This window comes from Granulosicoccus sp. 3-233 (assembly GCF_052681095.1).
Map to the genome: position 1 here is coordinate 107,231 of NZ_JBQYLE010000008.1, position 25,367 is coordinate 132,597.

The window sequence follows — 25,367 nt, forward strand, 5'->3', positions numbered from 1 at the left end:
CACACTTTTGTCAGCCAAACAGCACGCCCGGTAGCCATGTCACTATGCCGGGCGCCACAGCCAGCAGCGCGACAAAGCTCAGCATGATGAAAAAAAACGGCAGGGCTGCCAGAACAATCTGCCCGAGCGGTTTGCGAGTCAACCCCTGTAATACGAAGAGGTTCATTCCGACGGGCGGCGATATCTGGGCAAGTTCCACCATCAGGATCAGGAAAATGCCGAACCAGATCGGATCGTAGCCTGCACCCACAACCAGTGGCAGAGCGATGGGTATGGTGATCACGATGATCGACATGCCTTCGAGAAAGCTCCCCAGAATGATGTAGATCACGACCAGAAGCAGGATCAAGGTCAAGGGTGAGAGATCAAGGTTGGCGATATGCGCCTCGATGGCTTGTGGCATGCCCAGAAAACCCATCGTTACCGACAGGAACGAGGCGGCGGCAATGATCAGTCCCAGCATGGAAACCGTTCGTGACGTGCCGATGGCCGCAGCGCTCAGGCTTGCAATCGACAGGCTGCCCTCGAAGGCCATGATGCCGATGGTGGCAACGACCGCCACAGCGGCAGCTTCTGTAGGGCTTGCCAGTCCACCATACATGGTGCCCAGAATCGAGACGATCAGTATCAGAAAAGGCAACAGACGTGGCAGCCTGGAGAATCGGGTTCGCCAGATGTTCTCGTCACTCGTGTCGACGTGGCCGATTTTTTCGGGGCGCAGGAAGGCCACGATCATCACAAACCCCATGAAACAGGCAGCCAGCAGCAATCCGGGTAGCAATCCGGCTGCAAACAACTTCAACACGGACGTCTGTGACAGAACACCGTAGATGATCATCACGATGCTGGGAGGTATCAGGAAGCCGAGGGTTCCCGCCCCGGCCAGGGTGCCGTGAATGAGCTTCTCGTCGTAGCCGCGCTCGGAAAGCTCCTTGATGGTGATGCGACCCACCGAGCTGGTAGTCGCGGCAGATGATCCGGATATCAGGGCGAACAGGGTACAGCCAACGATATTGATGTGTAACAGTCCGCCCGGCAAACGTCGCAGCCATGGCTCGAGGGCCTCGAACAGGCCATCGATGAAGCGAGACCGGAACAGCAATTCCGCCATCATGATGAACAGTGGAAGTGCCAGCAGTTCAGGCGAATTCAGGCCGTTCCAGACGGCCTGTGCCAGCAGTTTCTCGACGGGAATCGACCTGAACAACTCCATACTGATTATGCCGATGCCAAAGAGGCCCAGACCCACCCATACACCAGAGCCAAGGACGAGGACCAGCAGGATCAGCGGTACAAGAATGGATGCGGGCATGGCGAGGTCTGTCCGGTTTCCAGGCGATTGAAACTACGCAGCGGGATCGATTTCTTCGGGCAGTCCTCTTGCCAGGGATAACGCCCGGAAGAGAATCTGCAAGGTCAGAAACAGTGCACCGAATGCCATGACGCCGGCCGGATACATCAAGGGCGTATCTGTTATCGAGCCACTGGTCCTGCCTGACTGAAAATAGGACCAGGCCAGCTTGATCAGTGCAAAACTGACATACGCTGAAATCACGAGCCCGATGAGCAAGGCCAGCCATTCACCGGCTCGTGGGAAAACCGATTTAAGCCAGGTCACACGAATATGCCCACCCGTACGAAGCGTCCAGGCCAGGCCGAGAAAGACAGCAGCCATGTGCACAAAAACGCCGATTTCCCAGAGAAAATGCAGGCTTATGTCAAACACGTTTCTAAGGATGATCTCGAGCACGATAAGCACGGCAACACATCCCAGGGCAATGCCTGATATCAATGACAGACACCGGGAGACTCTGTCCATGGGAGTGATCATGTGCCCTTGTCCTGTGTTGTCCGCGGCTCGGAATTCGAGCCGCAGAAAATGCTGATATATCGGCTGAGAGATCGTGGAACCATCAGCGATCCATTTCACGAACCCTGATGGGTAGACAGTGCCGCTCTATTGGGTAGCGAGGTAGCCCTCGTAAATTGCCTTGCCCTTTTCTCCAAGCTCCTCCACGGCCTTGGTTCGCAATGGTTCAGCCCTGGCAACCAGTGCGTCGTGAAGCTCGGGAGACACCGTGCCCAGGGTCATGCCATTGTCGGCGAGCGTGGCCATTCTGGTCGCATCCTCGGCGCGTGCTGCCTGCCAGAAGGTGGGTTGCAGGTCCGCGGCGATCTTCGCGATGCTTGCCTGATCTTCGTCACTCAGGGCATTCCAGCTATCCAGGTTCACGGTCATGGCGTTCAGGTTCCAGGAGTGTGCCGTTGGATACCCGTGTGAAAGGAATTCCCAGAACGATCCATCGACGGCAGATGACGAAGAGGTGACGACACCTTCGATGGCGCCCGATGCCAGAGAGGGAATGACTTCGCCCCATGGCAACTGAACTGGCGTCATGCCAGCCGCGCCGTAGACTTCCGTTGACGTCTTGTCGTAGGTCCGGACGCGAATGCCTGCCATGGAGTCGATATCGCTTATCTCCTTTTCGACCCACAGCTGTGGAGCTGGCCAGGGGATCGTATAGAGAACCTTCTGATTGTGATTTGCCATGATTGCGTCAAGATCGTCACGGAAATAGTTGTCGAACGATTCAAACGCGTCAAACGATGCAAACATGAACGGCAGGCCCGGCAATCCGAGCAAGGGTTCATCACCGATCTGCTGTGGTAGCAACAAGTCACCAATGGGGACCAGCCCGTCGCGAACCGTTGCCAGCATTTCAGGGCCCTTGAAGCCCAGAGAGCCACCAGGGTGAATGGTGATATCGACGCGTCCCTCTGTCGATGTTCTGACTTCGTCAGCAAAAACGCCTGCACTGCTCGTGATGAAATTGCCATCTGGCCAGGCCATTGGCAAATCCCAGCTGTCGCCCATGACCGGTGAGCTTGCAATCATCAGCGCCGCAATTGTACGAAACACCATCTTGTCTCTCCTTCAGGATTGTTGCCAAATACACATCTACCTCACGTATGTTCAGGCATTGGCAGGACAAGAGAAAGCGATATAAATTCGTATGCTTGCATTCCTTCCTGGAATGTCACTGTCTATCCGGCAGCCGTCATCACTACCGGATACGACTGTATCAAGGTCAGATCTGATAGCTTTTGCCAAAATCGCAATGCAGTTTTACAAGCTCGGCTATCTCGTGGACAAAGGTATGAGGCCTGTCGCTTCGGTACATGGCCACGTAGGGAACAGGCGGCAAGGGCGTTTCTGTTTCAATGACTTCAAGTTTCCCTGATTCTTCAAGCCGCTGACAGAATTCGTAGGGCAGGTACGCAACCCCGAGCCCCGCAACCGTCAGGCCGAGCAGTGCGGTCATGGAATCGCACACCAGGGTTTCCTGGAAAACGACGCCGCGGTCTTTGAGCCATTTGTTCAGGTACATTCCCGACCCCGATGAGTGTCCCTGGACCAGGACCGGATACTGGGCCAGATCCCTGTGTCGGATCGGTCCTGGCAGATCGACAAGGCCTTTTTTCGCCATCCAGTAGTTCTGCACCTTGGCAACTGGAATGGAGGAGAACTCAGGCAGTGTGAACGTTTCGGGAATGATGACCAGGTCAAGCTGACTTTGCTCCAGATCATTGAACAGTGCTCTGGCCATATCCACTTTCGGGAAGATTCTGACATTGGCGAACTGCTCCTTGATGGCCGAGATGAGCTGGGGCAGCCAGGTGATGGTAGTCAGTTCCGTTACCCCGATACGTAACGATCTTGGCTGCTTGGAATCCCCATGCTGGACTTCGATGATCTGATCGTGAAGCTCGAGAATCTGCCTGGCCACTTCGAACAGCTGTTCACCGCGCGCTGTCAATCTGGCTCCACGCAGGCTGCGATCGAATATCTCTATCCGGGATCCTCGCTCCAGCTCCTGTACACGCTTCGAGATGGCTGATTGCGTTGTGCACAGATGGGCGGCTGCCCGTTCAAATGTGCCTAGTTCGGCGATCCAGTACAGTGTTTCAAGCTGCTTCAGGGTAATGCGTGTGTTCATGCCTGTTGCTCAAATCCGGCGGATTTGATTCCACCGTGGCACATTTTTGCTCGGTTCGGGATGCTTGTATGGAATGAATTCGTAGCGCATCAAAGCGGATAGGGGGCAATCTCGAATCCTGCGGCTGCAACTCCCCTCCTGATGGCATGTGCAAGGCCGACGCTGCCTGGGGTGTCACTATGGACCAGAACAGAGTCGAACTCGCACGGAACCTCGCTTCCATCGATGAGACGCAGTTTCCCGCTTGACAGTGTCTGAGCCACTCTTGACTCTACAGCTCCCAGATCGCTGATCAGCGCAGATTCGGTTCCACGTGGCGCCAGTCTGCCAGCTGCCATGTAGCCGCGGTCTGCGAGAAAGGATCGGATGGTTTCGACACCCGCATTTTCTGCCGCCAAGGCAGCCTCGGTATGCGGTAAACCGATGAACTTGAGTGTCGGGTCAAAGGATTTCATGGCCTGTATCAGTGTGCGCGCGACATCGGCATCGACAAATGACAGGTTGCCCAGTGCGCCGTGAAAGTTGGCGTGAGTCAGCCTGTGTCCACCATGTTCTGCAATTGCGCTCAGTGCTCCCAGTTGCGATAGGGTCTCGAGTTCCAGTTCCTTCAGCGACATCGTCAGGGCGCGTCGGCCGAAACCGTTTCTATCGGGGTAACCGACATGTCCGCCTATCCGGACCTTGTGTTCGCCTGCAAGGGTCACAGCCTGAGCCATCACCATCGGGTCGCCGGCGTGAGCCCCGCAGGCAATGTTGGCGGATGTGACCAGGGGAAAGATCTGCTCGTCAGGGGCGATGCGGTAAGGGCCGAAGCCTTCCCCCAGGTCGGAGTTGACGTCAATCGTTTTCAATTCATTGCTCCCCGGTAGTCCTCTCGAGCCATTGCCATCAGGCACCGTATTCTGTCTGTTTGCCTTTGCTGTGCTTCTCGCGCTGCCACGGCGTCCTCGACAGCGCACGCTTGGAAGCGAACTGGTTTTCCCAATGGGACCTGTGCCAGAACCGGCAAATCCGCGTCGATGATCTTGCCCAGTTTCGGATAGCCACCCGCGGTGTTCGCATCCATCAACTGAACCACGGGTTGTCCTGAGGGTGGCAACTGAATCGTGCCTGGCAATATCCCGTGAGACAGCATTTCACGCGGGGTCCTTGTTCGCAGTTGCGGACCGGAGAGCCGGTAACCGACGCGGTTGCTTTCGGGGGTAATTTGCCAGTCGGTGCGCAGAAATTCAGCCTGATTGCTGGTGTCCAGTTCATCCCATTCGTTCGCCGGCACGAATCTCAGTGTTGGTGTCTCGTCCAGATCTCTCCAGAGCTCGGGAAAGCTTCTGGGGCTCAGGCCAAGCCTCGTGGGTTTGACCGGGTTGCGGCTGCCTCCGACGCTCAGCTTGTCGCCGCTCTTCAGCACTCGACCGTCGACGCCGCCAAAATGCCCCTTGAGGTCGGTCGACCTCGAACCGAGAACCAGCGGTACATCAATACCACCCCGTACACAGAGATAGACACGCATCCCGGACTGGCAGCGTCCGGCCTTCAGTTGTTGCCCTTTCAAGACGGTCTGCACCCACCAGCGGAACAATGGTCGACCGTCTATCTCTGCATCCAACGGTGCGCCTGTCAGACATAGGGTGATATCGCTTTGCGCCTTGATCTCGAAGCCGCCCAAGGTGAATTCCAGAGCCGCGGCGTCGGCCGTATTGCCCAGGGCTGCATTGCCGATGGCAAGCGCTTGCGCATCCATGGCCCCGCAAGAGCCAACGCCAGCGGATCGATGGCCGAATCGACCCTGATCCTGAACCGATGAGTAGAAGCCCGGTGTGATGATCTCGATCACGTGCTCATCGCCACTGCGGTAAACCGGACTCTGTCACCGGGTGACAACAAGGCAGCCTGTGTTCTGTTGATGTCGAACAGCTGAGTCTCGGTGTGCCCGATAATGTGCCAGCCGGATGGCGATGTGCGTGAAATGATGCCCGTCTGGCCACCGCCGATCACCACACTGCCAGCTTCGACGCGTACCCGAGGCTCGGTCCGTCGAGGTTCGGCAAGACGTTCATCCAGACCTCCCAGGTAAGGAAAGCCGGGCTGGCTTCCCAGTGCAAACACCGTGTATTCGCCGCTGGTATGAAGTAGCACGATCTCTGCAACAGACAGATGCTTGCGGGCCGCTATACCGTTCAAATCTTCCCCGTCATAGACTACGGGGATATCCACAAGGGTGGACCTTGGAGCCATCGGCGTGATCGATCTCCACGATTGTAATACCCGCTGGTGAATATCTTCCGGGTCTGCGTCCGGGGACAGGCACAGCAGCAGGCTGTGCATACCAAGAACGCATTCAGCCACGCCCTGAATGTCCCGGCACTGCAGGTCCAGAGACCAATAGTGTCCTTGAACATCCAGGCTGAGCGGACCCTTGCTCTGAAACAGCAAGCCGCTTTCGCCGAGCCTGGACATCTGCAAGTCGGGGCTTTCCACCAGTCAGTCCACGTCGTGCCGAGTCAGAGTGTCACGACAAGACAAGGCCAGCAAACTGTTCATGTAGTGATCTCGCGTTGGCTGGGGGAGGTCATTTCACGAAGTGACGTGTGACTTGCTGCTGATGATTTCCCTGATCGCTTTCAGCGTCCGAGCCACTTCATCCGTTGTGTTGTAGTGGCACATGGAGACACGTATGCAGTCGGGCAGATTCAATGGAATCAGAACATTGCCGCTGTAGTGGTCAGCCTTGCGGGTGTGGGTGCGGATTCCTTGCTTCTTCAGCAAGTCGACAATGTCAGCGGACGCAATACCATCCACCACGAAAGACACGGTGCCTTCACGTTTCGGATTGTCTGCCCCGGCAATGATGGTGACGCCATTCATGCTGCGCAGCCCGGGCAGGTTGGCGGTGCCATTGACCAATGCATTGGTCAGATGGGTTTCATAGGTGTGAATTGCTCTGCCGGCCGCCTCGATGCGTAGCCGAGGTTCGGTCTCATCCGAGACTTCGCCACCCAGCCAGTCGAAATACTCGACCACATTGGAGATCGTTGCAAAGGCACCGGTGTCGCGTGTGCCCAGTTCCCAGTTACCAACGGGCCCGCCATTCAAGGCTTCATGAGGCAATTCGGTGAGTCGGTCGGAGATCCAGGCGATGCCATAACCATGGCGTGAAAATACCTTGTAGGGTGAAATCGCATAGCCGTCGACATCGTAGGCTTGCAGATTCATCTGGCCATGAGCGGCGTGCTGGATGCCATCGACAATGATGAAGCACTCTGGCGCTACGGCACGGATAGCTCTGGAAATGGCGGCCACATCCATACCGATGCCGGTGACAGGGGAGGCGTGCAGGATGGTTGCTACCGCCACGTCCGGGGTCATGCAGGCAGCATAGTCGTCGGCAGTGACGAGGCCGAGTGAATCCTGGTGCGGCACGTTCACATACTCGAGATCGGCGATACCCGCCCAGTGCTGTGCCGCGCTGCGACTGGAAGGGTGTTCGATCGAGCTGCCGATGACCCTGGAACCCTTTGCTGCGTTGACACAGGCAGTGCGGATCATGCGAAACAACAGTTCCGTGCCGGTCTCGCCAACAATGAACTGTCCTGCGGCCGGATTCATGAAGGTCCGCAGATCTGCCCGTGCCTTGTCAATGATGCCGGACAGCGCGGCGGCCGCCGGATTGTCTCGACCCTGGTTATCGGGAATGGCGGCATGGAACGCCGAAGTCTCGATCACCGATTTCAGGGTCAATGCACCACCGCCATTTTCCAGGTAGATGCGTGGTCCCTGAAAGGGGCAGCTCTCCACATGAGCAAAACGGTCACGAATTGCTGCGATGAGAGCGGGGTTGTCTTGAATCATTGGGCAATCCTTTTCGGCGTCAACGCTCAGCTCACGAATGGCAGCGACGATCAGACTGACGTCGTCCATTCCATTCGTTTGATGAACACGGTTGTCACTTGACCACGATGCAAGTGCTCCTGGAAAGCCATCCGCTTTCTACCAGAGCCGCAGGAAGCTCGTCACCCGGGTTTCGTTATCGCAGCAAGTTGGACTGAGATTGCCTGATTCGGCTCCTTACTTAAAGTGATTAATTATCATCATTAATCATCGAAAATGCGCATGTAACGACGCGGCGCGGGTGACGTGTCGTTGCAGGCAGGTACTACTGACGAAAGCCGGCCCTGCATTGAGCCGCAGGAGCCTAGCGTTGGCTCAATTCACGCACCGCTTCCACCATGACACCCAGGTGATCCGGATTGACGTGCTGGTGAATGCCATGACCCAGGTTGAAGACATGTCCCGGGCCTGCACCGTAGCTGTCGAGCACACGCTTGACGTTGCTGCGAATGCTCTCGGGTGAGCCATACAATGCGGACGGATCCAGGTTGCCCTGCAGGGCAACGCGATCGCCGGTTTTTCGCCGGGCATCGGCCAGGTCGATGGTCCAGTCGACACCCAGGCCATCACAGCCGGTATCGGCCATGATATCCAGCCATTGTCCGCCGTTCTTGGTGAACAGCACGACAGGTACCTTGCGCCCTTCGGCCTCGCGAGTCAGACCGTCAACAATCTGCTGCATGTAGCGCAGGGAAAACTCGCGATAGTTGGCTGGTGACAGAACGCCACCCCAGGTGTCGAAAATCATCAGAGACTGCGCACCGGCTTCTACCTGCGCGTTCAGGTAACTGATGACCGAGCGTGCCGTCTTGTCCAGCATCTCGTGCAGCAGGGCCGGGTCGGAGAACAGCATGCCCTTGATCTTCGAGAAATCCTTGGTGCCGCCACCTTCGACCATGTAGGTGGCCAGTGTCCAGGGGCTGCCGGAGAATCCGATCAGTGGCACACGGCCATCGAGTTCGCGGCGTATGGTGCTGACAGCATCCATGACATAACGCAGCTTGTCGCTCGGGTCGGGCACGGGCAGATTCTCGACATCGGCACGCGAGCGCACCGGACTGGAGAATTTCGGGCCTTCACCGGCCTCGAAATGCAGCCCGAGTCCCATGGCATCAGGGATGGTGAGAATGTCCGAGAACAGGATGGCCGCATCCAGATTGAATCGGTCAATCGGCTGCAGAGTGACTTCGCAGGCCAGTTCCGGGTTGCTGCACAGTGACATGAAGTCGCCGGCCTGCTGACGCACTCGCAGGTATTCTGGCAGGTAGCGACCCGCCTGACGCATCACCCAGACGGGCGTGCGTTCCGTCTCCTCGCGGTTCAGGGCGCGAAGGTAAAGGTCGTTCTGCAGAGCTGCGGTCATGGTCACATTGAACTGGGCAACCGTCAGGCTGTGACGGTATGAGTGGAGGTCTGTGCAGCCCGTTCGGTGGCGAGATATTGCACGATGCCTTCTGCAGCGTTGCGCCCTTCGAAAACGGCTGTTACCACGAGATCGGAACCTCTGACCATATCGCCACCGGCAAACACCTTCGGATTGCTGGTCTGATGCATGAGCGCCCCGTGGCCGGGAGCAACCACGCGACCGCGATCATCGGTGTCGATTCCGAACTCGGTGAACCATGGGGCCGGATTGGGGCGAAAGCCGAAAGCGATCAGGACTGCGTCTGCCGGAATGACTTCTTCGGTATCAGGCACGACTTCCGGCATGCGGCGACCGCGATCGTCTGCTTCACCCATGCGGGTCGTGACCACTCTGACACCGGTGACGTTGCCGGAGTCGGAGCCGACCAGTTCGACAGGCTGGCGATTCCACAGGAATTCCACGCCTTCTTCCTTGGCATTCTTGACCTCGCGGCGCGAGCCCGGCATGTTCTTCTCGTCACGACGATACGCGCAGGTGACGGACTGGGCGCCCTGGCGAATGGAAGTACGGTTGCAATCCATGGCAGTGTCACCACCACCGAGTACCACGACTTTCTTGCCATCGAGATTGACGAAATTGTCCGCATTCTCGTCCCAACCGTACTGATGGTTGACGTTGGAAATCAGGAAAGGCAGCGCTTCATGCACGTTCTTCAGGTCTTCGCCCGGGAAACCGCCTCGCATGGAGGTATAGGTTCCCATGCCAAGGAAGACTGCATCGTATTCATCCAGCAGTTGCTGGAAGGGGATGTCCTTGCCGACTTCGGTATTCAGCACGAACTCGACGCCCATCTCTTCCATGATTTCCTGGCGGGTGAAAACCACTTCCTTCTCCAGCTTGAACGGGGGGATGCCGAACGTCAGCAGTCCGCCGATCTGGGAGTACTTGTCGTAGACCACCGCCTTGACACCGTTGCGGGTCAAAACGTCGGCACAGCCCAGACCTGCCGGGCCTGCGCCAATGATGGCGACCTTCTGGCCAGTGGCAACAACGCCGGACATGTCCGGTCGCCAGCCCTGTTTCAGCGCCTCATCGGTGATGTACTTCTCGATGGAGCCGATGGTGACGGCGCCGAAGCCGTCGTTGAGTGTGCAGGCCCCTTCGCACAGGCGATCCTGTGGACAGACGCGACCACACATCTCGGGCAGTGAATTGGTCTTGTGTGACAACTCGGCAGCTTCGAACAGATTGCCCTCGGCAACCAGCTTCAGCCAGTTCGGGATGTAGTTGTGTACGGGACACTTCCACTCGCAGTAAGGATTGCCACAGGACAGGCAGCGGGCAGACTGGCCGGCTGCCTTCTCGGGAGAGAACTGCCCGTAGATTTCATTGAAATTCTTGATGCGAACAGCTGCCTTGACTTTCTTGGGGTCTTTCCGGGGCAAGTCGAGAAACTGGAATGTCGTGTCACTCATGGGATTTTCTCTGCTGAGGCATCAAAGGGGACAGGATTCAGCCGTTCAGGCGGTCCTTGATCGATTTGCTGACAACACTCATGTCAGCGCGTCCCTGCATCTTCGGCTTCACGATGGCCATGACCTTGCCCATGTCCTTGACCGACGTGGCGTCAGCCTCGACGATGGCGCCATCGATCAGCGCCAGAATCTCGGCTTCACTCATGGCTTCGGGCAGGTAGGTCTGAATCAGATCGGCTTCCGTCTGTTCCTGGGCGACAAGGTCGTCCCGGCCCGCGGCCGAATACTGACTGATGGACTCGCGACGCTGCTTGAGCAGTTTGTCGAGTATGGCAATGGTGGCGGTCTCATCAAGCTCGATGCGTTCATCGACTTCCTTTTGCTTGATGGCAGCTGACATCAGGCGCAACGTGGCAAGGCGAGACTTGTCGCCTGCTTTCATCGCAGTCTTGATGTCATCCAGAACGCGTTGACGGGTATCACTCATCACGTGGATCCGAAGGACAGCTAGAAGGGATGCGCACGGTAAGACCGTTGAGACTGGCTCAACCTGAGGCGGTGCCGACGCACACTGAATTTTGCTTACTACTGAAAACGCTGGTATTGCAGCTTCACTGTACCAGCAAACCGGCTGTAATCAACCGGGGCACATTGTGCCCGGTTGGCACCAGTCCTGATCTACGAGATCAGTACAGACGAACGCGACGAGAGGACTCCTTGGAGACCTTCTTCTGGTGACGCTTGACGGCTGCTGCTGCCTTGCGCTTGCGCTCGGTAGTCGGCTTCTCGTAGAACTCACGACGGCGAGTCTCGGTGAGAACTCCCGCCTTTTCACAGGATCGCTTGAAACGGCGCAGTGCCATTTCGAAAGGCTCGTTTTCTTTGACGCGTACTGAAGGCATTAATGAATTACTCGGTGAATCGCGGAAAGTTCTCTAGTATAACGGTTTTCGACCCGATTGCTCAAGATACCGGAAAAATCTGACTGGCTGACAGGCAGAGCCCGTCCGGTTCTGCGCGTGCACAGTGCCTGAGCGGTCTGTGGTCCGACCCGGAACCGAACCTGAGCGGCTGTTGACGACCGAACTTGAGAGAAATATAACCGTAGCCCGACGCCCGAGGTGTCAGGCTGTTCTGGCGAAGGACGAAATGCTGCTGCTACACTCGCCGGATTTTGACGGAAAGTCCAATGATCATTCTCGGAATCGAGAGCTCCTGTGATGAAACGGGGCTGGCTCTCTACTGTACCGAGCGGGGTCTGCTGGCCCATGCCCTGTTCAGTCAGGTGGATCTGCACGCCCTGTATGGTGGTGTGGTGCCGGAGCTGGCTTCGCGGGATCACGTTCGACGCCTGGTACCGCTGACCCGTCAGGTCTGCGATGAGGCGGGTATCGAGCTGGCGGCGATCGACGCTGTGGCCTATACCGCCGGACCGGGTCTGGCCGGGGCCTTGCTGACCGGTGCCATGATGGCTCGCGGGCTGGCCTGGGCACTGCAACGGCCGGCCCTGGGAGTGCATCACCTCGAGGGCCATGTGCTGGCGCCGATGCTGGAGCCGGAAGCGCCGGAGTTTCCGTTCATCTGTCTGCTGGTGTCCGGCGGGCATACCCAGCTCATTCACGTGCAGGCACCAGGTGACTATCGCCTGCTCGGAGAGTCCATCGACGATGCCGCTGGTGAAGCCTTTGACAAGACGGCCAAGATGCTGGGTCTTTCCTATCCGGGTGGTCCGGCGCTGTCGAGGCTGGCGGAGACAGGTGATCCGGCAAACGTCAGTCTGCCACGGCCGATGATGGATCGAGCCGATCTGGATTTCAGCTTCAGCGGGCTGAAGACCGCTGCCATAACCCGTTACAAGGCATTCAACGGGAAGCAGGGAACCAGCGATGATGAGCTGGCGCGGTTCAAGGCAGATCTGGCCGCTTCTTTCGAGCTGGCCGTGGTCGAGGTGCTGATCGGCAAGAGTCGGCGAGCGCTGCAACAGACCGGACTGTCGCGACTGGTCATCTCGGGTGGGGTCAGTGCCAACCGGCAGCTGCGTCAGGCGGCTGATGCGCTGGAAGCCGACGGAGTGCAGGTGTTCTACCCGCGTCTTGAGTTCTGTACCGACAATGGCGCGATGATCGCACTGGCGGGAGCCAGCCGCTTGCAGCGAGGTGAATCCAGTGATCTGGCGGTCAGCGTCAAGCCGCGCTGGCCGCTGGAGTCATTGATGGCCTGAGTGTTTCGCCGGCTGTTCAGCGTTTGCCGATGACAGGCTCGGTGCCGTTCAGCAGGCGCTGGATATTGCCGCGATGCGTGTAATAGAGGAAGGCGCCGATGACGAAGAAGCCGGCGGCAAATGTCTGGTGGCCTTCGAACAGGAGATAGACCGGTACCAGGGCGAAAGTGACCAGAGCCGCCAGGGAGGAGCGTTTGAAGGCAAGACTGACGGCCAGCCAGGTCAGTAATGCCAGGGCGCCCACCGAGAGATCGATACCGAGCAGGGCGCCCAGTGCCGTGGCGACACCCTTGCCTCCTTCGAAGTTGAAGAATACAGGGTAGAGATGGCCGATGAATGCGGCCAGCGCTGCCAGAGCGATGGTAGCCGGATGGTCAATCAGGTTGGCCGTGATGAGCACGGGCAGAAATCCCTTCAGTCCATCGCCCAGCAGCGTGAGGATGGCGGGCAGCTTGCCGCCGACACGCAGGACATTGGTTGCGCCCGGATTGCCGGAGCCGGCCGTGCGCGGATCTTCCAGGCCCATCATGCGGCACACCAGAATGGCGGCAGAGACGGAGCCTGCGAGGTAGGCAAGTACAGCCACGAACAGGGCGGGTATGGCAAGATCTGCGCTGAACACAAGTAGTGGGTGTCTGATGGAATTGGCACCACTATATAAGAATCGCGACGACGGGATAAACGCCTGATGACAAATCGACTAGGAAAAGGGGTTTCACCGTGCCCTTCGCTGGCAGTTCGTTCGTGAGCTCGAACGCATGAGTCTGCTGATACAACCCGGCCCGATGTCGCTGGTGCGTCGCCATTTCCAGAAGGCTGCAGGTGGTTTCGATGCGCATGCGGCGGTGTTCGAGACCGTTGGGGAAAGGCTGCGGGAGCGGCTGGATCTGCTGGCGATCGAGCCGACACGTGTGCTCGATCTGGGGTGTCGCAGTGGCTATCAGCTGGACGCCTTGCAGCGACGTTTCCCGCAGGCGCAGATTGTCGGTGCGGATCCTGCCCCGGGGCCGGCGTCGACCGCGGGCAAACCGGATTCCTGGTCACGCTGGCTGCGGCGACCATGGCGTTCGGTACGTACCCGTCTGCAAGCCGAGCCGGGTTCTCCGGAAACGGTCGCCTGCGATCCGCATGCCTTGCCCTTTGCCGACGGCAGCTTCGACCTGGTGGTCTGCAACCTGCTGCTGCCCTGGTGTCATTCACCGCATCGGGTATTCGAGGAAGTCGCCAGAATTCTGACTGGCGGCGGCGCCTTCTTCTTTACCAGTGCCGGACCGGACACCCTGCTTGAGTATCGGGCGGCCTGGGCCACCATCGACAGTCATCCGCACGGCTTCGGACTGGTGGACATGCATGATCTGGGGGATACCCTGATGGCATCGGGGTTTGCCGCGCCGGTGCTGGATCGCGACAATCTGCGAGTCGACTACCCGAGCATGGGGGCATTGCAGAGCGAGTTGCGGGAGTTGGGTGCGCTCAATATCGCCAATGGTCGCCGTCAAGGCCTGATGTCGCCGAGTGTGCGACAGGCTCTGGATACTGCTGCTGCAGATGCGGAGCGCTTTGCCGTTACATTGGAACTGGTGCAGGGGCATGGCTGGAAGGGGGAGCTGGATTTGCCAGGCAGACGGGCGGGTGACGAATACCGGGTGTCGATCGACAGTCTGCGTGGCAGCCGGGGGCGGCGCAGCGAGGGCGTGCCGGGCGAGTCGCGCGATTGAATGCAGTGCCTGACGGTGGCGGATGTGCCACAGCGTTGGTACACATTCGGACAACCATCTTTCGTCTGCCATCGTACAATCGATGAGGGCGGCATTCGATGAATACCTCCGTGGTCAACAGGCAGTCTGCGAATGATCGAGATACAGGATGACAAGGGGGCGACCGTGCGCATCATCGTGATGGCCAATCGCTCGATGAGCTGGCGCCAGAATCTTTATCTGGCTGCATCGCTCGGAATTGTCTGCATGGGCATGGCGATTGCGATGGCCTGGTTCGGCATGTGGATGATTCTGCCGTTTGCGGGAGCCGAGGTCGTGCTGATCGTTGTCTGTCTCTATCTGACACAGAAAAGATTGTCCAGAAAAGAGGTAATCACCGTCGACAATGAAGCGATTCGTCTCGAGTGGGGCTACAATCATCCCGAAGTCACTGTAAACTTGCCGCGCCAGTGGAGTCGGTTGGCTTACAGTTTTCCCGATAGCGTGTTCGAGGTCGGTCATCTGAGTGTCGTGGCCCATGGCGAGCGGTATGCCCTGGGCAGCTGTCTCAACAAGGATGAAAAACGAGCACTCTACGCAGAATTGAAGTCTGCTCTGGCGCGCTAGCTGCGTGTCGGAGTTTCGGTTTTTGGTAAAGGTCAGGTGCAGTCGGCGGTGATGCGATATCGGTAGCGAGGCTCATGGAGTCAATGGACCAGCGCTGTTCGAACGCTTGCATTGATTGTTTCATTCGGTTGATAATTTCGGTAATACATCTTGGAGAATGGTTATGACGTCTAACGTTAGTCGTTGGGCGCTTCTGTCATTGGTCCTGCTCATGCTGCCTCTCGGGGCATGGGCTGACTGGGGAGCGTTGAACATGCCGAAAGGCGTTACAGAAATCAGTAACGAGGTTCATACCTTGCACATGCGGATTTTCTACGTCTGCGTGGCTATCGGTGTGGCCGTGTTCAGCGTGATGATCGTTTCCATGTTCCTGCATCGCAAGTCACGTGGCGTCAAGCCTGCCGATTTCCACGAGAGCACCACGGTGGAAATCGTCTGGACCGTCGTGCCTCTGGTCATTCTGATCGCCATGGCCATTCCGGCAGCCCGCGTTCTCATCAAGATGGAAGACTTCAGCGACTCGGAGCTCTCCATCAAGGTAACCGGTTACCAGTGGCGCTGGCGCTACGATTATCTGGACAGCGGTGTCTCCTTCTACAGCCAGCTGAAGAGCGAACACAATCTGGCACGTCAGCAGGGTTCCGACATCGATCTGGCCACAGCGTTCCCGGGCGAGTCATTCAACGGCGAAGAAGATGTCTACCTGCGTGAAGTCGACAACGAGCTGGTAGTGCCGGTTGGCAAGAAGATCCGTTTTCTGCACACCTCCGCCGATGTCATTCATTCCTGGTGGGTTCAGGATCTGGCCATCAAGAAGGATGCGATTCCCGGCTTCATCAACGAGAACTGGGCGCTTATCGAAGAGCCCGGCATCTATCGCGGCAAATGCGCCGAACTGTGTGGACGCGACCACGGCTTCATGCCGGTTGTCGTGCGTGCCGTTCCCCAGGATGAATACGACGCGTGGGTAGCCGATCAGAAGCTGGCCATGGCTTCACGAGGTGATGAGTCCGAGCGTCAGTGGGCCCACGAAGAACTGGTCTCCGCTGGAGAGCAGGTCTATCAGGCCAACTGCATGAGCTGTCATCAGGCTGAAGGACAGGGCATCCCCGGCATGTTCCCGGCCATCGCAGGCAGCGACGTGGCCACCGGCAGCATCGACAAGCACCTGAGCACGGTCATGAACGGTGTCGAAGGCACCATGATGTCACGCTTCTCCGAAGTTCTGTCAGACGCCGATATCGCCGCCGTCATCACTTATCAGCGCAACGCCTTCGGCAATGGTACCGGCGACACGCTGCAGCCGTCGCAGGTTCAGTCGCTGCGTCTGGGTAACAAGACAGCCGAGAATGACCTGACTCTGCCAGGCAAGGTGGCTGCCATGCCTGAATTGAATTCAAACACGGGAGTCAACTGATGAGCGCTTCAGACGTCACTCACCACGCGCCAGGCGAGCAGCACGATCATCACGATGATCACGACCACCACGGACCTGCACCGGGTCTGATGCGTTGGGTCACCACGACCAACCACAAGGATATCGGTTCGCTCTACCTGTGGTTCTCACTGCTGATGTTCTTCATCGGCGGTGCCATGGCTCTGGTCATCCGTGCGGAACTGTTCCAGCCGGGCATCCAGATCGTGGATCCGATGTTCTTCAATTCCATGACCACCTTGCACGCCATCGTCATGATCTTCGGTGTGGTCATGCCTGCATTCGTCGGCCTGGCCAACTGGATGATTCCGATGATGATCGGTGCACCCGACATGGCGCTGCCACGTCTGAACAACTGGTCCTTCTGGATCATGCCGTTCGCCTTCATCATCATGCTCTCCACGCTGTTCATGGACAGTGGTGGTCCTGCAGGTGGCTGGACGCTGTACCCGCCGCTGGTCCTGCAGATGGGTGACAGTTTTGCCTTCGTGATCTTTGCCATCCATTTCATGGGTATCTCCTCGGTCATGGGCTCCATCAATATCGTGGCCACCATCTTCAACATGCGTGCACCTGGCATGACATTCATGAAGATGCCCATGTTCGTCTGGACCTGGTTGATAACGGCCTATCTGCTGATTGCCACCATTCCGGTCTTTGCCGGTGCGGTTACCATGCTGCTGACCGATCGCTACTTCGGTACCAGCTTCTTCAGCGCTGCAGGCGGTGGTGATCCGGTCATGTTCCAGCACATCTTCTGGTTCTTCGGTCATCCGGAGGTGTACATCCTGATCCTGCCGGCTTTCGGTATCGTGTCTTCCATCATCCCGACCTTTGCGCGCAAGCCATTGTTCGGTTATGACTCCATGGTGTACGCAACCGCTTCCATCGCCTTCCTGTCGTTCATCGTCTGGGCTCACCACATGTTCACCACCGGTATGCCGCTGGCAGGTGAGCTGTTCTTCATGTTCTCGACGATGATGATTTCGGTGCCCACCGGGGTCAAGGTGTTCAACTGGGTCGCTACCATGTGGCGCGGTGCCATGACCTTTGAAACACCGATGCTGTTTGCCATCGGCTTTGTGATCATGTTCACCATCGGTGGCCTGTCCGGGCTGATGCTGGCGATCACGCCGGCCGATATCCAGTATCACGACACGTACTTCGTGGTCGCGCACTTCCACTACGTTCTGGTCCCGGGTGCGATCTACTCACTCATGGCTGCAACCTACTACTGGCTGCCGAAGTGGACCGGCAACATGTATGACGAAAAGCTGGGCAAGATGCACTTCTGGATCTCCACCATCTTCGTCAACGTGCTGTTCTTCCCCATGCACTTCGTTGGTCTGGCGGGCATGCCGCGACGTATTCCGGACTACAGTCTGCAGTTCGCGGACTGGAACATGATCGCAACCATCGGTGCGTTCGGTTTCGGTTTCAGTCAGCTGATGTTTGTCTACATCATCGTCAAGTGTGTGAAAGGTGGCGAGAAGGCGACGGATGAAGTCTGGGAAGGTGCTCGTGGTCTGGAATGGACCGTGGCCTCACCAGCTCCTTATCACACCTTCGAAACTGCACCGGTCATCAATCCGGACACGGTTACGCGATAAGACGTGAGTCGGAAACATGCGGACAACTCACATCATGAGTGAAGGGCAAGCACCTCAGTCGAAAACCCGGGAGCAGGACGCGGCTCCCGGTTTCTTCCGACGCTATCGCCTGCCGCTGTTTCTGGCCGCAGTCGCCCTGTGTCTCTATGCCGGCAGCATCATCTATATCCTGTATTTCCGGGGGCAAGTGGCATGAGCGAGGGTACTGGCGAGCAGGTGGCAGAGGTACGCGAGCAACGCTCACATGGCCTGGTGGCGGGCAAGATGCTGTTGCTGGCTTGCGCCATGTTCGGCTTTGGTTATCTGATGGTGCCGTTGTACGACATCATCTGTGATATCACCGGGCTCAACGGCAAGACCGGGCGAGTCAGTGTCAGTGAAGTGGCAGAAGCTCCGACGGTTGCCGAGGAGCGCGAAATCATTGTCGAATTCACTGCCAGCATCAACCAGAGTGGCTCGTGGATCTTTCGGCCGGATGTCCAGACCATGACCGTGAAGCCCGGCACGCTGTATCACGCCAGTTACTATGCAGAGAATCTGTCGAATACGCCGGTAGTTGCCCAGGCGACACCCAGCGTGACGCCGTTTGCGGCAGCGAAGTACTTCAACAAGACGGAATGCTTCTGTTTCACCCGGCAGGCGTTCGAGGCGAAGGGCTCGATGCACATGCCACTGACCTTCATCATCGACCCTGACATTCCCGTCAATGTCGATCGAGTGACATTGTCGTACACGTTCTTCCGTTCGCCAGAACAAAGCTGATTTTTCGTATTCAATGACTATCCGGGCGCCAGCGCGCTCGCAAAGGATCAAGACATGAGTGGTGCCACAACAGCCTATTACGTCCCTCATTCAGCACGCTGGCCAATCGTCGGGTCCATCGGGCTGTTCATCTTCTTCTATGGATTCGCATCCTGGTTGAATGACGCACCGCTTGGCAGGGAGATGTTCTTCCTTGGCGTGGGTGTCATGGTGTTCATGATGTTCGGCTGGTTCGGACAAGTGGCCAAGGAAAGTGAATCCGGTGCCTACAACTCGCAGGTCGATTCATCCTTCCGGCTGTCGATGATGTGGTTCATCTTCTCCGAAGTCATGTTCTTCGCAGCCTTCTTCGGGGCGTTGTTCTATGCACGTACCTTCTCCGGTCCCTGGATTGGCGGTATCGGCGGCGGTGGCGCCGATGTGACCAATGCCTTGCTGTATCAAGGATACGATTACGTCTGGCCCACAAACGGTCCGGGAGATATCGGCGGCAATTTCCAGCAGATGGGCTGGTTCGGACTGCCACTGATCAATACTCTGCTGCTGCTGACCAGTGGTGTCACCTGTACCTTCGCCCACCACGCCATCCGGGCAGGTCATCGCAAGCCTTTCATTCTCTGGTTGCTGGCCACGGTCACACTGGGCTTCATCTTCGTCTTTCTGCAGGCTGAAGAATACATGCATGCCTATTCGGCGATGAACCTGACCATGAACAGTGGCATCTACGGTTCCACGTTCTACCTGCTGACAGGATTCCACGGTTTCCACGTCACCATGGGAGCCATCATCCTGCTGGTGGTCATGATTCGCGCCATCCGCAACCACTTCAGCGCCGAGAATCACTTTGCCTTCGAAGCCGCTGCCTGGTACTGGCACTTCGTGGACGTAGTCTGGTTGGGACTGTTCATCTTCGTCTATCTGGTCTGATCGGGATTCGATCGGTCCGACAGCTTCTTCCTGAACCTTGACGAGCGCTGGAAACGTCAGGTCGGGCAGGGCAGCAGGGCGCGAAGCAGTCGAGAAAGGGCGAGATGATTCTCGCCCTTTTTTATTGGGCAATGCGTAATCGGTGTAAGGAACGGGGCAGAGCAGGGGAGCTTGTACCGGAGTTGTCAGGAGCCTTCTTCGACGCGTCGTCTGCCACCACTGCCGAAGATCGATGTTTCCGGGGTTGCCGTCGTATCCGGTGGGTCGAGCGTCTCATCACGGCTCACCGAGGGCGACTGGCCTGACATGGGGTCCGGGTTCATTTCCAGTATCCCGGTGGCTCCGGCAATCAGCACGATGATGATGGCGATGACGGACAGGCCTATGCGCAGGGTCAGAGCATTGACCGTCCGGCTGGACTGGCCCTTGTCCTTGACCAGAAAGTACAGTCCGCTGAACAGGCTGATGATGACAAAGCACAACAGCAGAATGACGACAAATTTAACGAGTAGCATCAAGCAGGACCATGAGATTCTTTGATTACCAGTTTACTCCCAGACTCTGGGCGGTAGTGCTCTATGCAGCATTGCTGTCCTGCATGCTCTGGTTGGGGAACTGGCAGCTGAATCGGGCGGCCCTGAAGGTATCGATGGCCGAGGCGGCGGAGGCTTCTCGCCGTGCACCGGCGATTCCGCTGACGAACATCGAGGACATCGAGGCGGCGGCAGCATCCTATACACGGGTGTCGATGCAGGGTGAATACGATGGAACCCGTCAATTATTGTGGGATAATCGTACGCACAAGGGACAGGCTGGATTCGAGGTTCTGGTGCCACTGCAACTTGAAGGTGGGCAATGGGTACTGGTCAACCGCGGATGGATCGCACCCGGACCATCGCGAGCGCAACTACCCACTGTCAGTTTGCCGGAGACGGCATCAGAGCGGTCAGTAGCCATCGAAGGCTTCCTGTCCAGACCTTCCAAGGGTTTTGCCAGTGGCGAAGCACTGCCTGAGGAGGGCGAATGGCCCCAGCTGCTTCAGTATCTGGATTACCAGGCCATCGAAAAGGTGCTGGGTGTTCCGTTGTTACCTGTGCTGGTCCAGGCACAGACTCTGGCAGAAGACGGTTCCGACCGCACGGTATTGACTGCTCGCCCAGAATGGCTGATTGCCAACTGGCAACCGTCGGCATCCGGACCGGCAAAACACTATAGTTACGCGTTTCAATGGTTCGCGATGGCGCTGGCACTGACCATCATCTTTGTCGTGGTCAACACGCGCAAGTCACGAACCGGATCAGATCAGAGAAAACCATCATGAGTGAAACCGCCTCGCCCAAGAGCGAATCCGATTATCCCGAGATCGATCCGGTCAAACGTCGTGCGTCGCGAATCAAGCTGCTGACCATTCTGGCGGTTTTTGCCGTGCCATTGATTCTGGCGACGATCTACCTGCAGGTGGTGAGATTGAGCGGCGGTCAGGTGGGCGATACATCGCGCGGGCAACTGATCAAGCCGGCGGTTCCCCTCACCGAATTCAGCCTGCAGGCGTCGGATGAAGTATTAGAACTGGAAAGCCTTTACGGTATCTGGACGATGTTGTACATGCCCGAAGGTGAGTGTCTGGATGCATGTAGAATGAGTCTCTACAACATGAGGCAGGTACGGCTTGCGCTGAATCAGCGTATGGATCGTGTGCAGAGAGTGGTGTTGGCAGAATCGGCCGAACAACTGGATGAAGCCTTGCAGGCGGAACACCTTGGTCTGATCGTCGCCACGGGTAGTCCAGCGGAACAGGCCGTTCTGAAGGACCAGGTTCGTGCGGCGGAGTCCGCCATGGAATCCTCGACCGGCGCCATCTATCTGCTGGATCCGTTCGGCAATGTCATGCTGCGCTTTCCTGCCGATCTGCCTCCGGAATCCATGCTCAAGGATATCAAGCACCTGTTAAAAGTATCGCGCATCGGTTAACCTCAGGCACTTGATATCGCAGCTGAATGCCGCGATCGGCAGTGCAATACACCATGAAAATCTCTACTGACATCAAAGCTTCAGACGGACTGCTCAGTCATGCTGTTGCGCACTGGCGTGACTACCTCGAGATCACGAAACCCAAGGTCGTGCTCTTGCTGGTATTCACGGCGCTGGTGGGCATGGCGCTGGCCGTGCCCCTGTGGCTACCCCTGCAGGAAAGCGTTTTCGGGCTGCTTGGTATCGGTCTGGCGTCGGGCTCTGCGGCTGCCATCAATCATGTGATTGACCAGCGTACCGACGCCATCATGAAGCGCACGGAGAATCGGCCGCTGCCGATGGGAGCGTTGTCCACTCGCCAGTGTCTGGTCTTTGCACTGTTGCTGGGGGTCATTGCCATGGCGATTCTGGTGTTTCTGGTCAACCCGCTGACAGCCGTACTCACCTTTTTCTCCCTGATCGGCTACGCCATCATCTATACGGTGTATCTCAAGCGTGCCACTCCGCAGAATATCGTCATCGGTGGGGCTGCAGGCGCCATGCCGCCGGTACTGGGGTGGGCGGCGGTGACCGGTGAGGTCAGTGCATCGGCCCTGCTGTTGTTCCTGATTGTCTTCATCTGGACACCACCGCATTTCTGGGCTCTGGCGATTCATCGTCGTGATGACTATGCCAAGGTCGATATACCGATGCTACCCGTGACACATGGCATCCCGTTCACACGTGTGCAGATCTTTCTCTATACCGTGCTGCTGGTTGTCATCTCGATCTTCCCGTACCTGATTCACATGAGCGGTCTGTTGTATCTCGGTGGGGCGCTGATTCTGGGTGCCATGTTCCTGTATCACGCCTGGAAGATGTTCGACGACAAGGCTACCAGCCAACCCATCAAGACCTTCGTGTTCTCCATCAACTACCTGATGTGGTTGTTCGGCATCATGCTGGTGGATCACTATGTGCCGGTCGTCATGGCGCTGATGTCCTGATCCGTTGTCGTGACCTGAATTCGATGGTCAGGGATCTCGAATAGTCCGGGAAAGCCGCTATATTGCGCGGCATGATTCGTGATTCACGAATCGTTCAGCAGGAAAGCACGACTGTTCAGTGCTTGCCGAGTGGCCGACACTATGTATGGATGAGCCGCCTGCTGGAAACATTCCTGCACGCTCAGCGGGAGATGGATCGACACCGCAGTGCAGGTTCGCGGCTGGTTGTCCATCACACGTACATCAATGGATCCCTAATTCGTCATGTTTCTGTTCCTGCTGGCCATTGCTTGTGGCTGTCTCGGCCTGTATTTCGGTGGAGATCTCCTTTTGAAGGGTGCCACGGTTGTTGGCCGTTTACTGGGTTGGTCTGCCGCCGTCATCGGCTTCGTCCTGATATCACTGGGGACCAGTGCGCCAGAGCTGTTCGTGAGCGCTGGAGCGGCCTTGCAAGGCTACGGCGACGTGGCGGCGGGCAATGTGGTCGGCTCGAACATCGTCAACATCGCCATTGTTCTGGGCCTGGGCGCGCTGATCATGCCGTTGGCCATCAATCGTGCCATCCGGGTGCACCAGTTGCCCTTGATGCTCGGACTGACGGTGATGGGGTTCGGGTTTCTGGTGGATGGACATCTGGGGCGAATAGCGGGCGCATTTCTGCTGTCTGGCGCCGTCGGTAGTGTCTGGTGGGTCATGCGCGTGGACGGTGTGCCCGACCTGGAAGAGGCCCTGGGCGAGGAAGTCCGGCAGGCCGAGCCGCACAGCATCTGGCCGAGTCTGTTCTTCATCACTGCCGGGGTCTTGCTGCTGCTGCTCGGAGCGCAGAGTCTGATCTGGGGAGGGGTGGGGCTGGCCACGTATTTCGGTGTGCCGGATGCCGTTGTTGCGCTGACGGTAACCTCGATTGGTACCGGTCTGCCGGAGATCACGGCCACCGTGATGGCCGTCATTCGCCGCGACACGGACATGGCCGTGGGGAATGTCGTGGGCTCCAACATGCTGAATATCGGCCTGGTTCTGGGTTTCAGCGGCCTGGTGTCACCGATCAACAGCCGTGGTGTCGACATGCTGCCACTGAGTATCATGCTGCTTCTGTCTTTCCTGGTTCTGCTGCTGGCCTGGCGTCCCGGGCATGTGGGTCGATGGGTCGGAGGCAGTCTGCTGGCGGCGTTTGCTGCCTATACGGTTCTGCTGGTTCAATGACGTTCATTCCGGTTACCTGGAGAGTTCATGCATGCGACACCTGAACTACAACCATCTGCTGTACTTTCACACCGTTGCGCGTGAAGGCAGTGTGGCGAAGGCCGCAAAGGTGTTGCATCTGACCCCGCAGACCGTCAGTGGTCAGATCAAGTTACTCGAGGAGGCCATCGGAGAGCCATTGTTTCTGCGCGTCGGGAGAGGCCTGACGCTGTCTGAGACGGGGCGAGTCGTGCAAACCTACGCCGACGAGATCTTCTCGGTCGGAACGGCTCTGGCGCAGCGTCTGCAATCAACAGGGGAAGAAACCCCTCGCTCACTGCGTGTCGGCATCGTCGATTCCTTTCCCAAGCTGGTTGCCTGCCGTTTGCTGGGTGTGACACTGGGCGGCGATGAGCCGGTTCGGTTGTCCTGCTCGGAGGGCAAGCTGGAGTCCTTGCTGGCTGATCTGTCAGTTCACAAGCTGGACCTGATTCTGTCGGACAGGCCTGTTCCCACCGGGCTGAACGTGCGCGCCTACAATCATGCCCTGGGGTCGAGCAATCTGGCCTTTTTTGCACCGAATGAATGGGCACCGCGCTTGTCGAGCGGTTTTCCGCAGTCCCTGGCCGATGTCCCGGTATTGCTGCCGGATGCATCCAGCGCCCTGCGCCGCAGTCTGGATCACTGGTTCGATGAAATCGAGATCGTGCCCCGCGTGGTTGCCGAGTTCGATGACAGCGCGCTGATGAAGACATTCGGAGAGGCGGGTCAAGGTGTCTTTCCGGCCCCCGGTGTGGTGGCGTCCGATATTGCCGGTAGCTGTCATGCGAGTCCCATCGGCTACATCGATGAAGTGGTGGAGACCTTCATTGCCATCTCTCCGCAGCGTCGCCTGCGGCACCCTCTGGTGTTGCGTATTGCTGACCATGCGCGCGAAGTATTGGCCTCCCTGACTCGTACGACATGAAAAACACCATACAGAACCGTAAGTTACCGGCAATGGCGCTGACAGCTTCATGTCCGATAGTCTCGTTCAGGGATCCAGCCTGAAGACAGGCCAGCCATCGCTGCCAGCCCCTTCGAACAGGCGTGGTCACAACCGGACTACATCGCATGACATTACCAGACCTTGCATTGGAAACAACGTCCCTGTTGCCGATCCGGGGAGAAGACGGCCTGCGCGGCGTCTGTGGTAATGCATCGTGCCTTGGACAATGATTCA

General features: G+C 57.7%; 27 protein-coding genes. 13 read left to right on the forward strand and 14 right to left on the reverse strand.

Translation table 11 applies throughout. From position 1 onward, the window contains the following. Positions 1-10: 10 nt before the first annotated feature. The 12 genes from ACUNV4_RS20090 to rpsU all read right to left on the reverse strand — a co-directional run bounded on the left by ACUNV4_RS20090 (position 11) and on the right by rpsU (position 11,629). Positions 11-1,312, reverse strand: a complete 1,302-nt coding sequence (locus tag ACUNV4_RS20090; protein WP_430880397.1) for a TRAP transporter large permease — start codon at positions 1,310-1,312, stop codon at positions 11-13. A gap of 33 nt (positions 1,313-1,345) precedes the next feature. After that, positions 1,346-1,831 carry a TRAP transporter small permease gene (locus ACUNV4_RS20095; protein WP_430880398.1) on the reverse strand — a complete coding sequence of 162 codons (486 nt, stop codon included), beginning with the start codon at positions 1,829-1,831 and terminating at the stop codon, positions 1,346-1,348. Positions 1,832-1,957: 126 nt separating this feature from the next. After that, the gene (locus ACUNV4_RS20100; RefSeq protein WP_430880399.1) at positions 1,958-2,923 is read right to left on the reverse strand and encodes a TRAP transporter substrate-binding protein; all 966 of its coding nucleotides are present in this window, start codon (positions 2,921-2,923) and stop codon (positions 1,958-1,960) included. A gap of 166 nt (positions 2,924-3,089) precedes the next feature. Beyond that, positions 3,090-3,998 carry a LysR family transcriptional regulator gene (locus ACUNV4_RS20105; protein ID WP_430880400.1) on the reverse strand — a complete coding sequence of 303 codons (909 nt, stop codon included), beginning with the start codon at positions 3,996-3,998 and terminating at the stop codon, positions 3,090-3,092. 89 nt (positions 3,999-4,087) lie between these two features. Beyond that, complete coding sequence (locus ACUNV4_RS20110) at positions 4,088-4,849, reverse strand: LamB/YcsF family protein (protein WP_430880401.1); 762 nt, start codon at positions 4,847-4,849, stop codon at positions 4,088-4,090. Next, on the reverse strand, positions 4,846-5,832 hold the full coding sequence (locus ACUNV4_RS20115; protein ID WP_430880402.1) for a 5-oxoprolinase subunit C family protein: 987 nt from the start codon (positions 5,830-5,832) through the stop codon (positions 4,846-4,848). The genes ACUNV4_RS20110 and ACUNV4_RS20115 overlap by 4 nt, the downstream gene beginning before the upstream one ends. Then, positions 5,829-6,476, reverse strand: coding sequence for a 5-oxoprolinase subunit PxpB (gene pxpB / locus ACUNV4_RS20120; protein ID WP_430880403.1), 648 nt, complete (start codon positions 6,474-6,476; stop codon positions 5,829-5,831). Before pxpB ends, ACUNV4_RS20115 begins: the two co-directional genes overlap by 4 nt. 96 nt (positions 6,477-6,572) lie before the next feature. Then, positions 6,573-7,847, reverse strand: a complete 1,275-nt coding sequence (locus tag ACUNV4_RS20125; protein WP_430880404.1) for an aminotransferase class V-fold PLP-dependent enzyme — start codon at positions 7,845-7,847, stop codon at positions 6,573-6,575. 343 nt (positions 7,848-8,190) lie between these two features. Then, positions 8,191-9,249: a uroporphyrinogen decarboxylase gene (gene hemE, locus ACUNV4_RS20130; RefSeq protein WP_430880405.1), complete on the reverse strand. Its 1,059-nt coding sequence runs from the start codon at positions 9,247-9,249 to the stop codon at positions 8,191-8,193. 23 nt (positions 9,250-9,272) lie between these two features. Then, on the reverse strand, positions 9,273-10,727 hold the full coding sequence (locus ACUNV4_RS20135) for an FAD-dependent oxidoreductase (RefSeq protein ID WP_430880406.1): 1,455 nt from the start codon (positions 10,725-10,727) through the stop codon (positions 9,273-9,275). 37 nt (positions 10,728-10,764) lie between these two features. Next, on the reverse strand, positions 10,765-11,214 hold the full coding sequence (locus tag ACUNV4_RS20140) for a GatB/YqeY domain-containing protein (protein WP_430880407.1): 450 nt from the start codon (positions 11,212-11,214) through the stop codon (positions 10,765-10,767). A 199-nt stretch (positions 11,215-11,413) separates the two neighbouring features. Beyond that, positions 11,414-11,629, reverse strand: coding sequence for a 30S ribosomal protein S21 (gene rpsU, locus ACUNV4_RS20145; protein ID WP_088916618.1), 216 nt, complete (start codon positions 11,627-11,629; stop codon positions 11,414-11,416). A gap of 287 nt (positions 11,630-11,916) precedes the next feature. Between rpsU and tsaD the strand changes: the two genes are divergently transcribed. Then, positions 11,917-12,948 carry a tRNA (adenosine(37)-N6)-threonylcarbamoyltransferase complex transferase subunit TsaD gene (gene tsaD / locus ACUNV4_RS20150; protein WP_430880408.1) on the forward strand — a complete coding sequence of 344 codons (1,032 nt, stop codon included), beginning with the start codon at positions 11,917-11,919 and terminating at the stop codon, positions 12,946-12,948. Positions 12,949-12,964: 16 nt separating this feature from the next. Here the strand turns inward: tsaD and plsY are convergent, their stop codons facing one another. Beyond that, positions 12,965-13,570, reverse strand: a complete 606-nt coding sequence (gene plsY / locus ACUNV4_RS20155) for a glycerol-3-phosphate 1-O-acyltransferase PlsY (RefSeq protein WP_430880409.1) — start codon at positions 13,568-13,570, stop codon at positions 12,965-12,967. 136 nt (positions 13,571-13,706) lie between these two features. On the opposite strand from plsY, the gene ACUNV4_RS20160 reads away from it, so the two are divergent. The 7 genes from ACUNV4_RS20160 (at position 13,707) to ACUNV4_RS20190 (ending at position 20,006) form a co-directional block, all read left to right on the forward strand. Then, entirely contained in the window at positions 13,707-14,666 is a 960-nt protein-coding gene (locus tag ACUNV4_RS20160; protein WP_430880410.1) for a methyltransferase domain-containing protein, read from the forward strand. A 132-nt stretch (positions 14,667-14,798) separates the two neighbouring features. Further along, positions 14,799-15,272, forward strand: a complete 474-nt coding sequence (locus tag ACUNV4_RS20165) for a DUF2244 domain-containing protein (protein ID WP_430880411.1) — start codon at positions 14,799-14,801, stop codon at positions 15,270-15,272. Between the two features lie 163 nt (positions 15,273-15,435). Further along, complete coding sequence (gene coxB / locus ACUNV4_RS20170; RefSeq protein WP_430880412.1) at positions 15,436-16,689, forward strand: cytochrome c oxidase subunit II; 1,254 nt, start codon at positions 15,436-15,438, stop codon at positions 16,687-16,689. Then, on the forward strand, positions 16,689-18,317 hold the full coding sequence (ctaD, locus tag ACUNV4_RS20175) for a cytochrome c oxidase subunit I (protein WP_430880413.1): 1,629 nt from the start codon (positions 16,689-16,691) through the stop codon (positions 18,315-18,317). The genes coxB and ctaD overlap by 1 nt, the downstream gene beginning before the upstream one ends. 34 nt (positions 18,318-18,351) lie before the next feature. Next, positions 18,352-18,513, forward strand: coding sequence for a hypothetical protein (locus tag ACUNV4_RS20180; RefSeq protein WP_430880414.1), 162 nt, complete (start codon positions 18,352-18,354; stop codon positions 18,511-18,513). Next, positions 18,510-19,079, forward strand: coding sequence for a cytochrome c oxidase assembly protein (locus ACUNV4_RS20185; RefSeq protein ID WP_430880415.1), 570 nt, complete (start codon positions 18,510-18,512; stop codon positions 19,077-19,079). The genes ACUNV4_RS20180 and ACUNV4_RS20185 overlap by 4 nt, the downstream gene beginning before the upstream one ends. Before the next feature lie 54 nt (positions 19,080-19,133). Further along, on the forward strand, positions 19,134-20,006 hold the full coding sequence (locus tag ACUNV4_RS20190) for a cytochrome c oxidase subunit 3 (protein WP_430880416.1): 873 nt from the start codon (positions 19,134-19,136) through the stop codon (positions 20,004-20,006). A 185-nt stretch (positions 20,007-20,191) separates the two neighbouring features. Here the strand turns inward: ACUNV4_RS20190 and ACUNV4_RS20195 are convergent, their stop codons facing one another. Then, positions 20,192-20,521 (reverse strand): twin transmembrane helix small protein, encoded by a 330-nt coding sequence (locus tag ACUNV4_RS20195; protein WP_430880417.1) that lies wholly within the window; start codon positions 20,519-20,521, stop codon positions 20,192-20,194. A gap of 11 nt (positions 20,522-20,532) precedes the next feature. Between ACUNV4_RS20195 and ACUNV4_RS20200 the strand changes: the two genes are divergently transcribed. The 5 genes from ACUNV4_RS20200 to nhaR all read left to right on the forward strand — a co-directional run bounded on the left by ACUNV4_RS20200 (position 20,533) and on the right by nhaR (position 25,112). After that, complete coding sequence (locus ACUNV4_RS20200) at positions 20,533-21,327, forward strand: SURF1 family protein (RefSeq protein WP_430880418.1); 795 nt, start codon at positions 20,533-20,535, stop codon at positions 21,325-21,327. Continuing rightward, positions 21,324-21,977: an SCO family protein gene (locus ACUNV4_RS20205; protein ID WP_430880419.1), complete on the forward strand. Its 654-nt coding sequence runs from the start codon at positions 21,324-21,326 to the stop codon at positions 21,975-21,977. Before ACUNV4_RS20200 ends, ACUNV4_RS20205 begins: the two co-directional genes overlap by 4 nt. A gap of 53 nt (positions 21,978-22,030) precedes the next feature. Next, positions 22,031-22,963 carry a heme o synthase gene (cyoE, locus tag ACUNV4_RS20210; protein WP_430880420.1) on the forward strand — a complete coding sequence of 311 codons (933 nt, stop codon included), beginning with the start codon at positions 22,031-22,033 and terminating at the stop codon, positions 22,961-22,963. 264 nt (positions 22,964-23,227) lie between these two features. Further along, positions 23,228-24,166 carry a calcium/sodium antiporter gene (locus ACUNV4_RS20215; protein WP_430880421.1) on the forward strand — a complete coding sequence of 313 codons (939 nt, stop codon included), beginning with the start codon at positions 23,228-23,230 and terminating at the stop codon, positions 24,164-24,166. Between the two features lie 31 nt (positions 24,167-24,197). After that, on the forward strand, positions 24,198-25,112 hold the full coding sequence (gene nhaR, locus ACUNV4_RS20220; protein WP_430880422.1) for a transcriptional activator NhaR: 915 nt from the start codon (positions 24,198-24,200) through the stop codon (positions 25,110-25,112). Positions 25,113-25,367 lie beyond the last annotated feature (255 nt).

Excerpts from the sequence above, each read along its gene's own strand:
- ACUNV4_RS20195 (WP_430880417.1), bottom strand. The coding sequence starts at position 20,521 with ATGCTACTCGTTAAATTTGTCGTCATTCTGCTGTTGTGCTTTGTCATC.
- rpsU (WP_088916618.1), bottom strand. The coding sequence starts at position 11,629 with ATGCCTTCAGTACGCGTCAAAGAAAACGAGCCTTTCGAAATGGCACTG.
- ACUNV4_RS20105 (WP_430880400.1), bottom strand. The coding sequence starts at position 3,998 with ATGAACACACGCATTACCCTGAAGCAGCTTGAAACACTGTACTGGATC.
- hemE (WP_430880405.1), bottom strand. The coding sequence starts at position 9,249 with ATGACCGCAGCTCTGCAGAACGACCTTTACCTTCGCGCCCTGAACCGC.
- ACUNV4_RS20190 (WP_430880416.1), top strand. The coding sequence starts at position 19,134 with ATGAGTGGTGCCACAACAGCCTATTACGTCCCTCATTCAGCACGCTGG.
- ACUNV4_RS20140 (WP_430880407.1), bottom strand. The coding sequence starts at position 11,214 with ATGAGTGATACCCGTCAACGCGTTCTGGATGACATCAAGACTGCGATG.
- nhaR (WP_430880422.1), top strand. The coding sequence starts at position 24,198 with ATGCGACACCTGAACTACAACCATCTGCTGTACTTTCACACCGTTGCG.
- cyoE (WP_430880420.1), top strand. The coding sequence starts at position 22,031 with ATGAAAATCTCTACTGACATCAAAGCTTCAGACGGACTGCTCAGTCAT.
- ACUNV4_RS20180 (WP_430880414.1), top strand. The coding sequence starts at position 18,352 with ATGAGTGAAGGGCAAGCACCTCAGTCGAAAACCCGGGAGCAGGACGCG.
- ACUNV4_RS20215 (WP_430880421.1), top strand. The coding sequence starts at position 23,228 with ATGTTTCTGTTCCTGCTGGCCATTGCTTGTGGCTGTCTCGGCCTGTAT.
- ACUNV4_RS20125 (WP_430880404.1), bottom strand. The coding sequence starts at position 7,847 with ATGATTCAAGACAACCCCGCTCTCATCGCAGCAATTCGTGACCGTTTT.
- ACUNV4_RS20160 (WP_430880410.1), top strand. The coding sequence starts at position 13,707 with ATGAGTCTGCTGATACAACCCGGCCCGATGTCGCTGGTGCGTCGCCAT.
- ACUNV4_RS20205 (WP_430880419.1), top strand. The coding sequence starts at position 21,324 with ATGAGTGAAACCGCCTCGCCCAAGAGCGAATCCGATTATCCCGAGATC.
- tsaD (WP_430880408.1), top strand. The coding sequence starts at position 11,917 with ATGATCATTCTCGGAATCGAGAGCTCCTGTGATGAAACGGGGCTGGCT.
- ACUNV4_RS20135 (WP_430880406.1), bottom strand. The coding sequence starts at position 10,727 with ATGAGTGACACGACATTCCAGTTTCTCGACTTGCCCCGGAAAGACCCC.
- ACUNV4_RS20100 (WP_430880399.1), bottom strand. The coding sequence starts at position 2,923 with ATGGTGTTTCGTACAATTGCGGCGCTGATGATTGCAAGCTCACCGGTC.
- ctaD (WP_430880413.1), top strand. The coding sequence starts at position 16,689 with ATGAGCGCTTCAGACGTCACTCACCACGCGCCAGGCGAGCAGCACGAT.
- ACUNV4_RS20185 (WP_430880415.1), top strand. The coding sequence starts at position 18,510 with ATGAGCGAGGGTACTGGCGAGCAGGTGGCAGAGGTACGCGAGCAACGC.
- ACUNV4_RS20095 (WP_430880398.1), bottom strand. The coding sequence starts at position 1,831 with ATGATCACTCCCATGGACAGAGTCTCCCGGTGTCTGTCATTGATATCA.
- ACUNV4_RS20090 (WP_430880397.1), bottom strand. The coding sequence starts at position 1,312 with ATGCCCGCATCCATTCTTGTACCGCTGATCCTGCTGGTCCTCGTCCTT.
- coxB (WP_430880412.1), top strand. The coding sequence starts at position 15,436 with ATGACGTCTAACGTTAGTCGTTGGGCGCTTCTGTCATTGGTCCTGCTC.
- ACUNV4_RS20200 (WP_430880418.1), top strand. The coding sequence starts at position 20,533 with ATGAGATTCTTTGATTACCAGTTTACTCCCAGACTCTGGGCGGTAGTG.
- ACUNV4_RS20165 (WP_430880411.1), top strand. The coding sequence starts at position 14,799 with ATGATCGAGATACAGGATGACAAGGGGGCGACCGTGCGCATCATCGTG.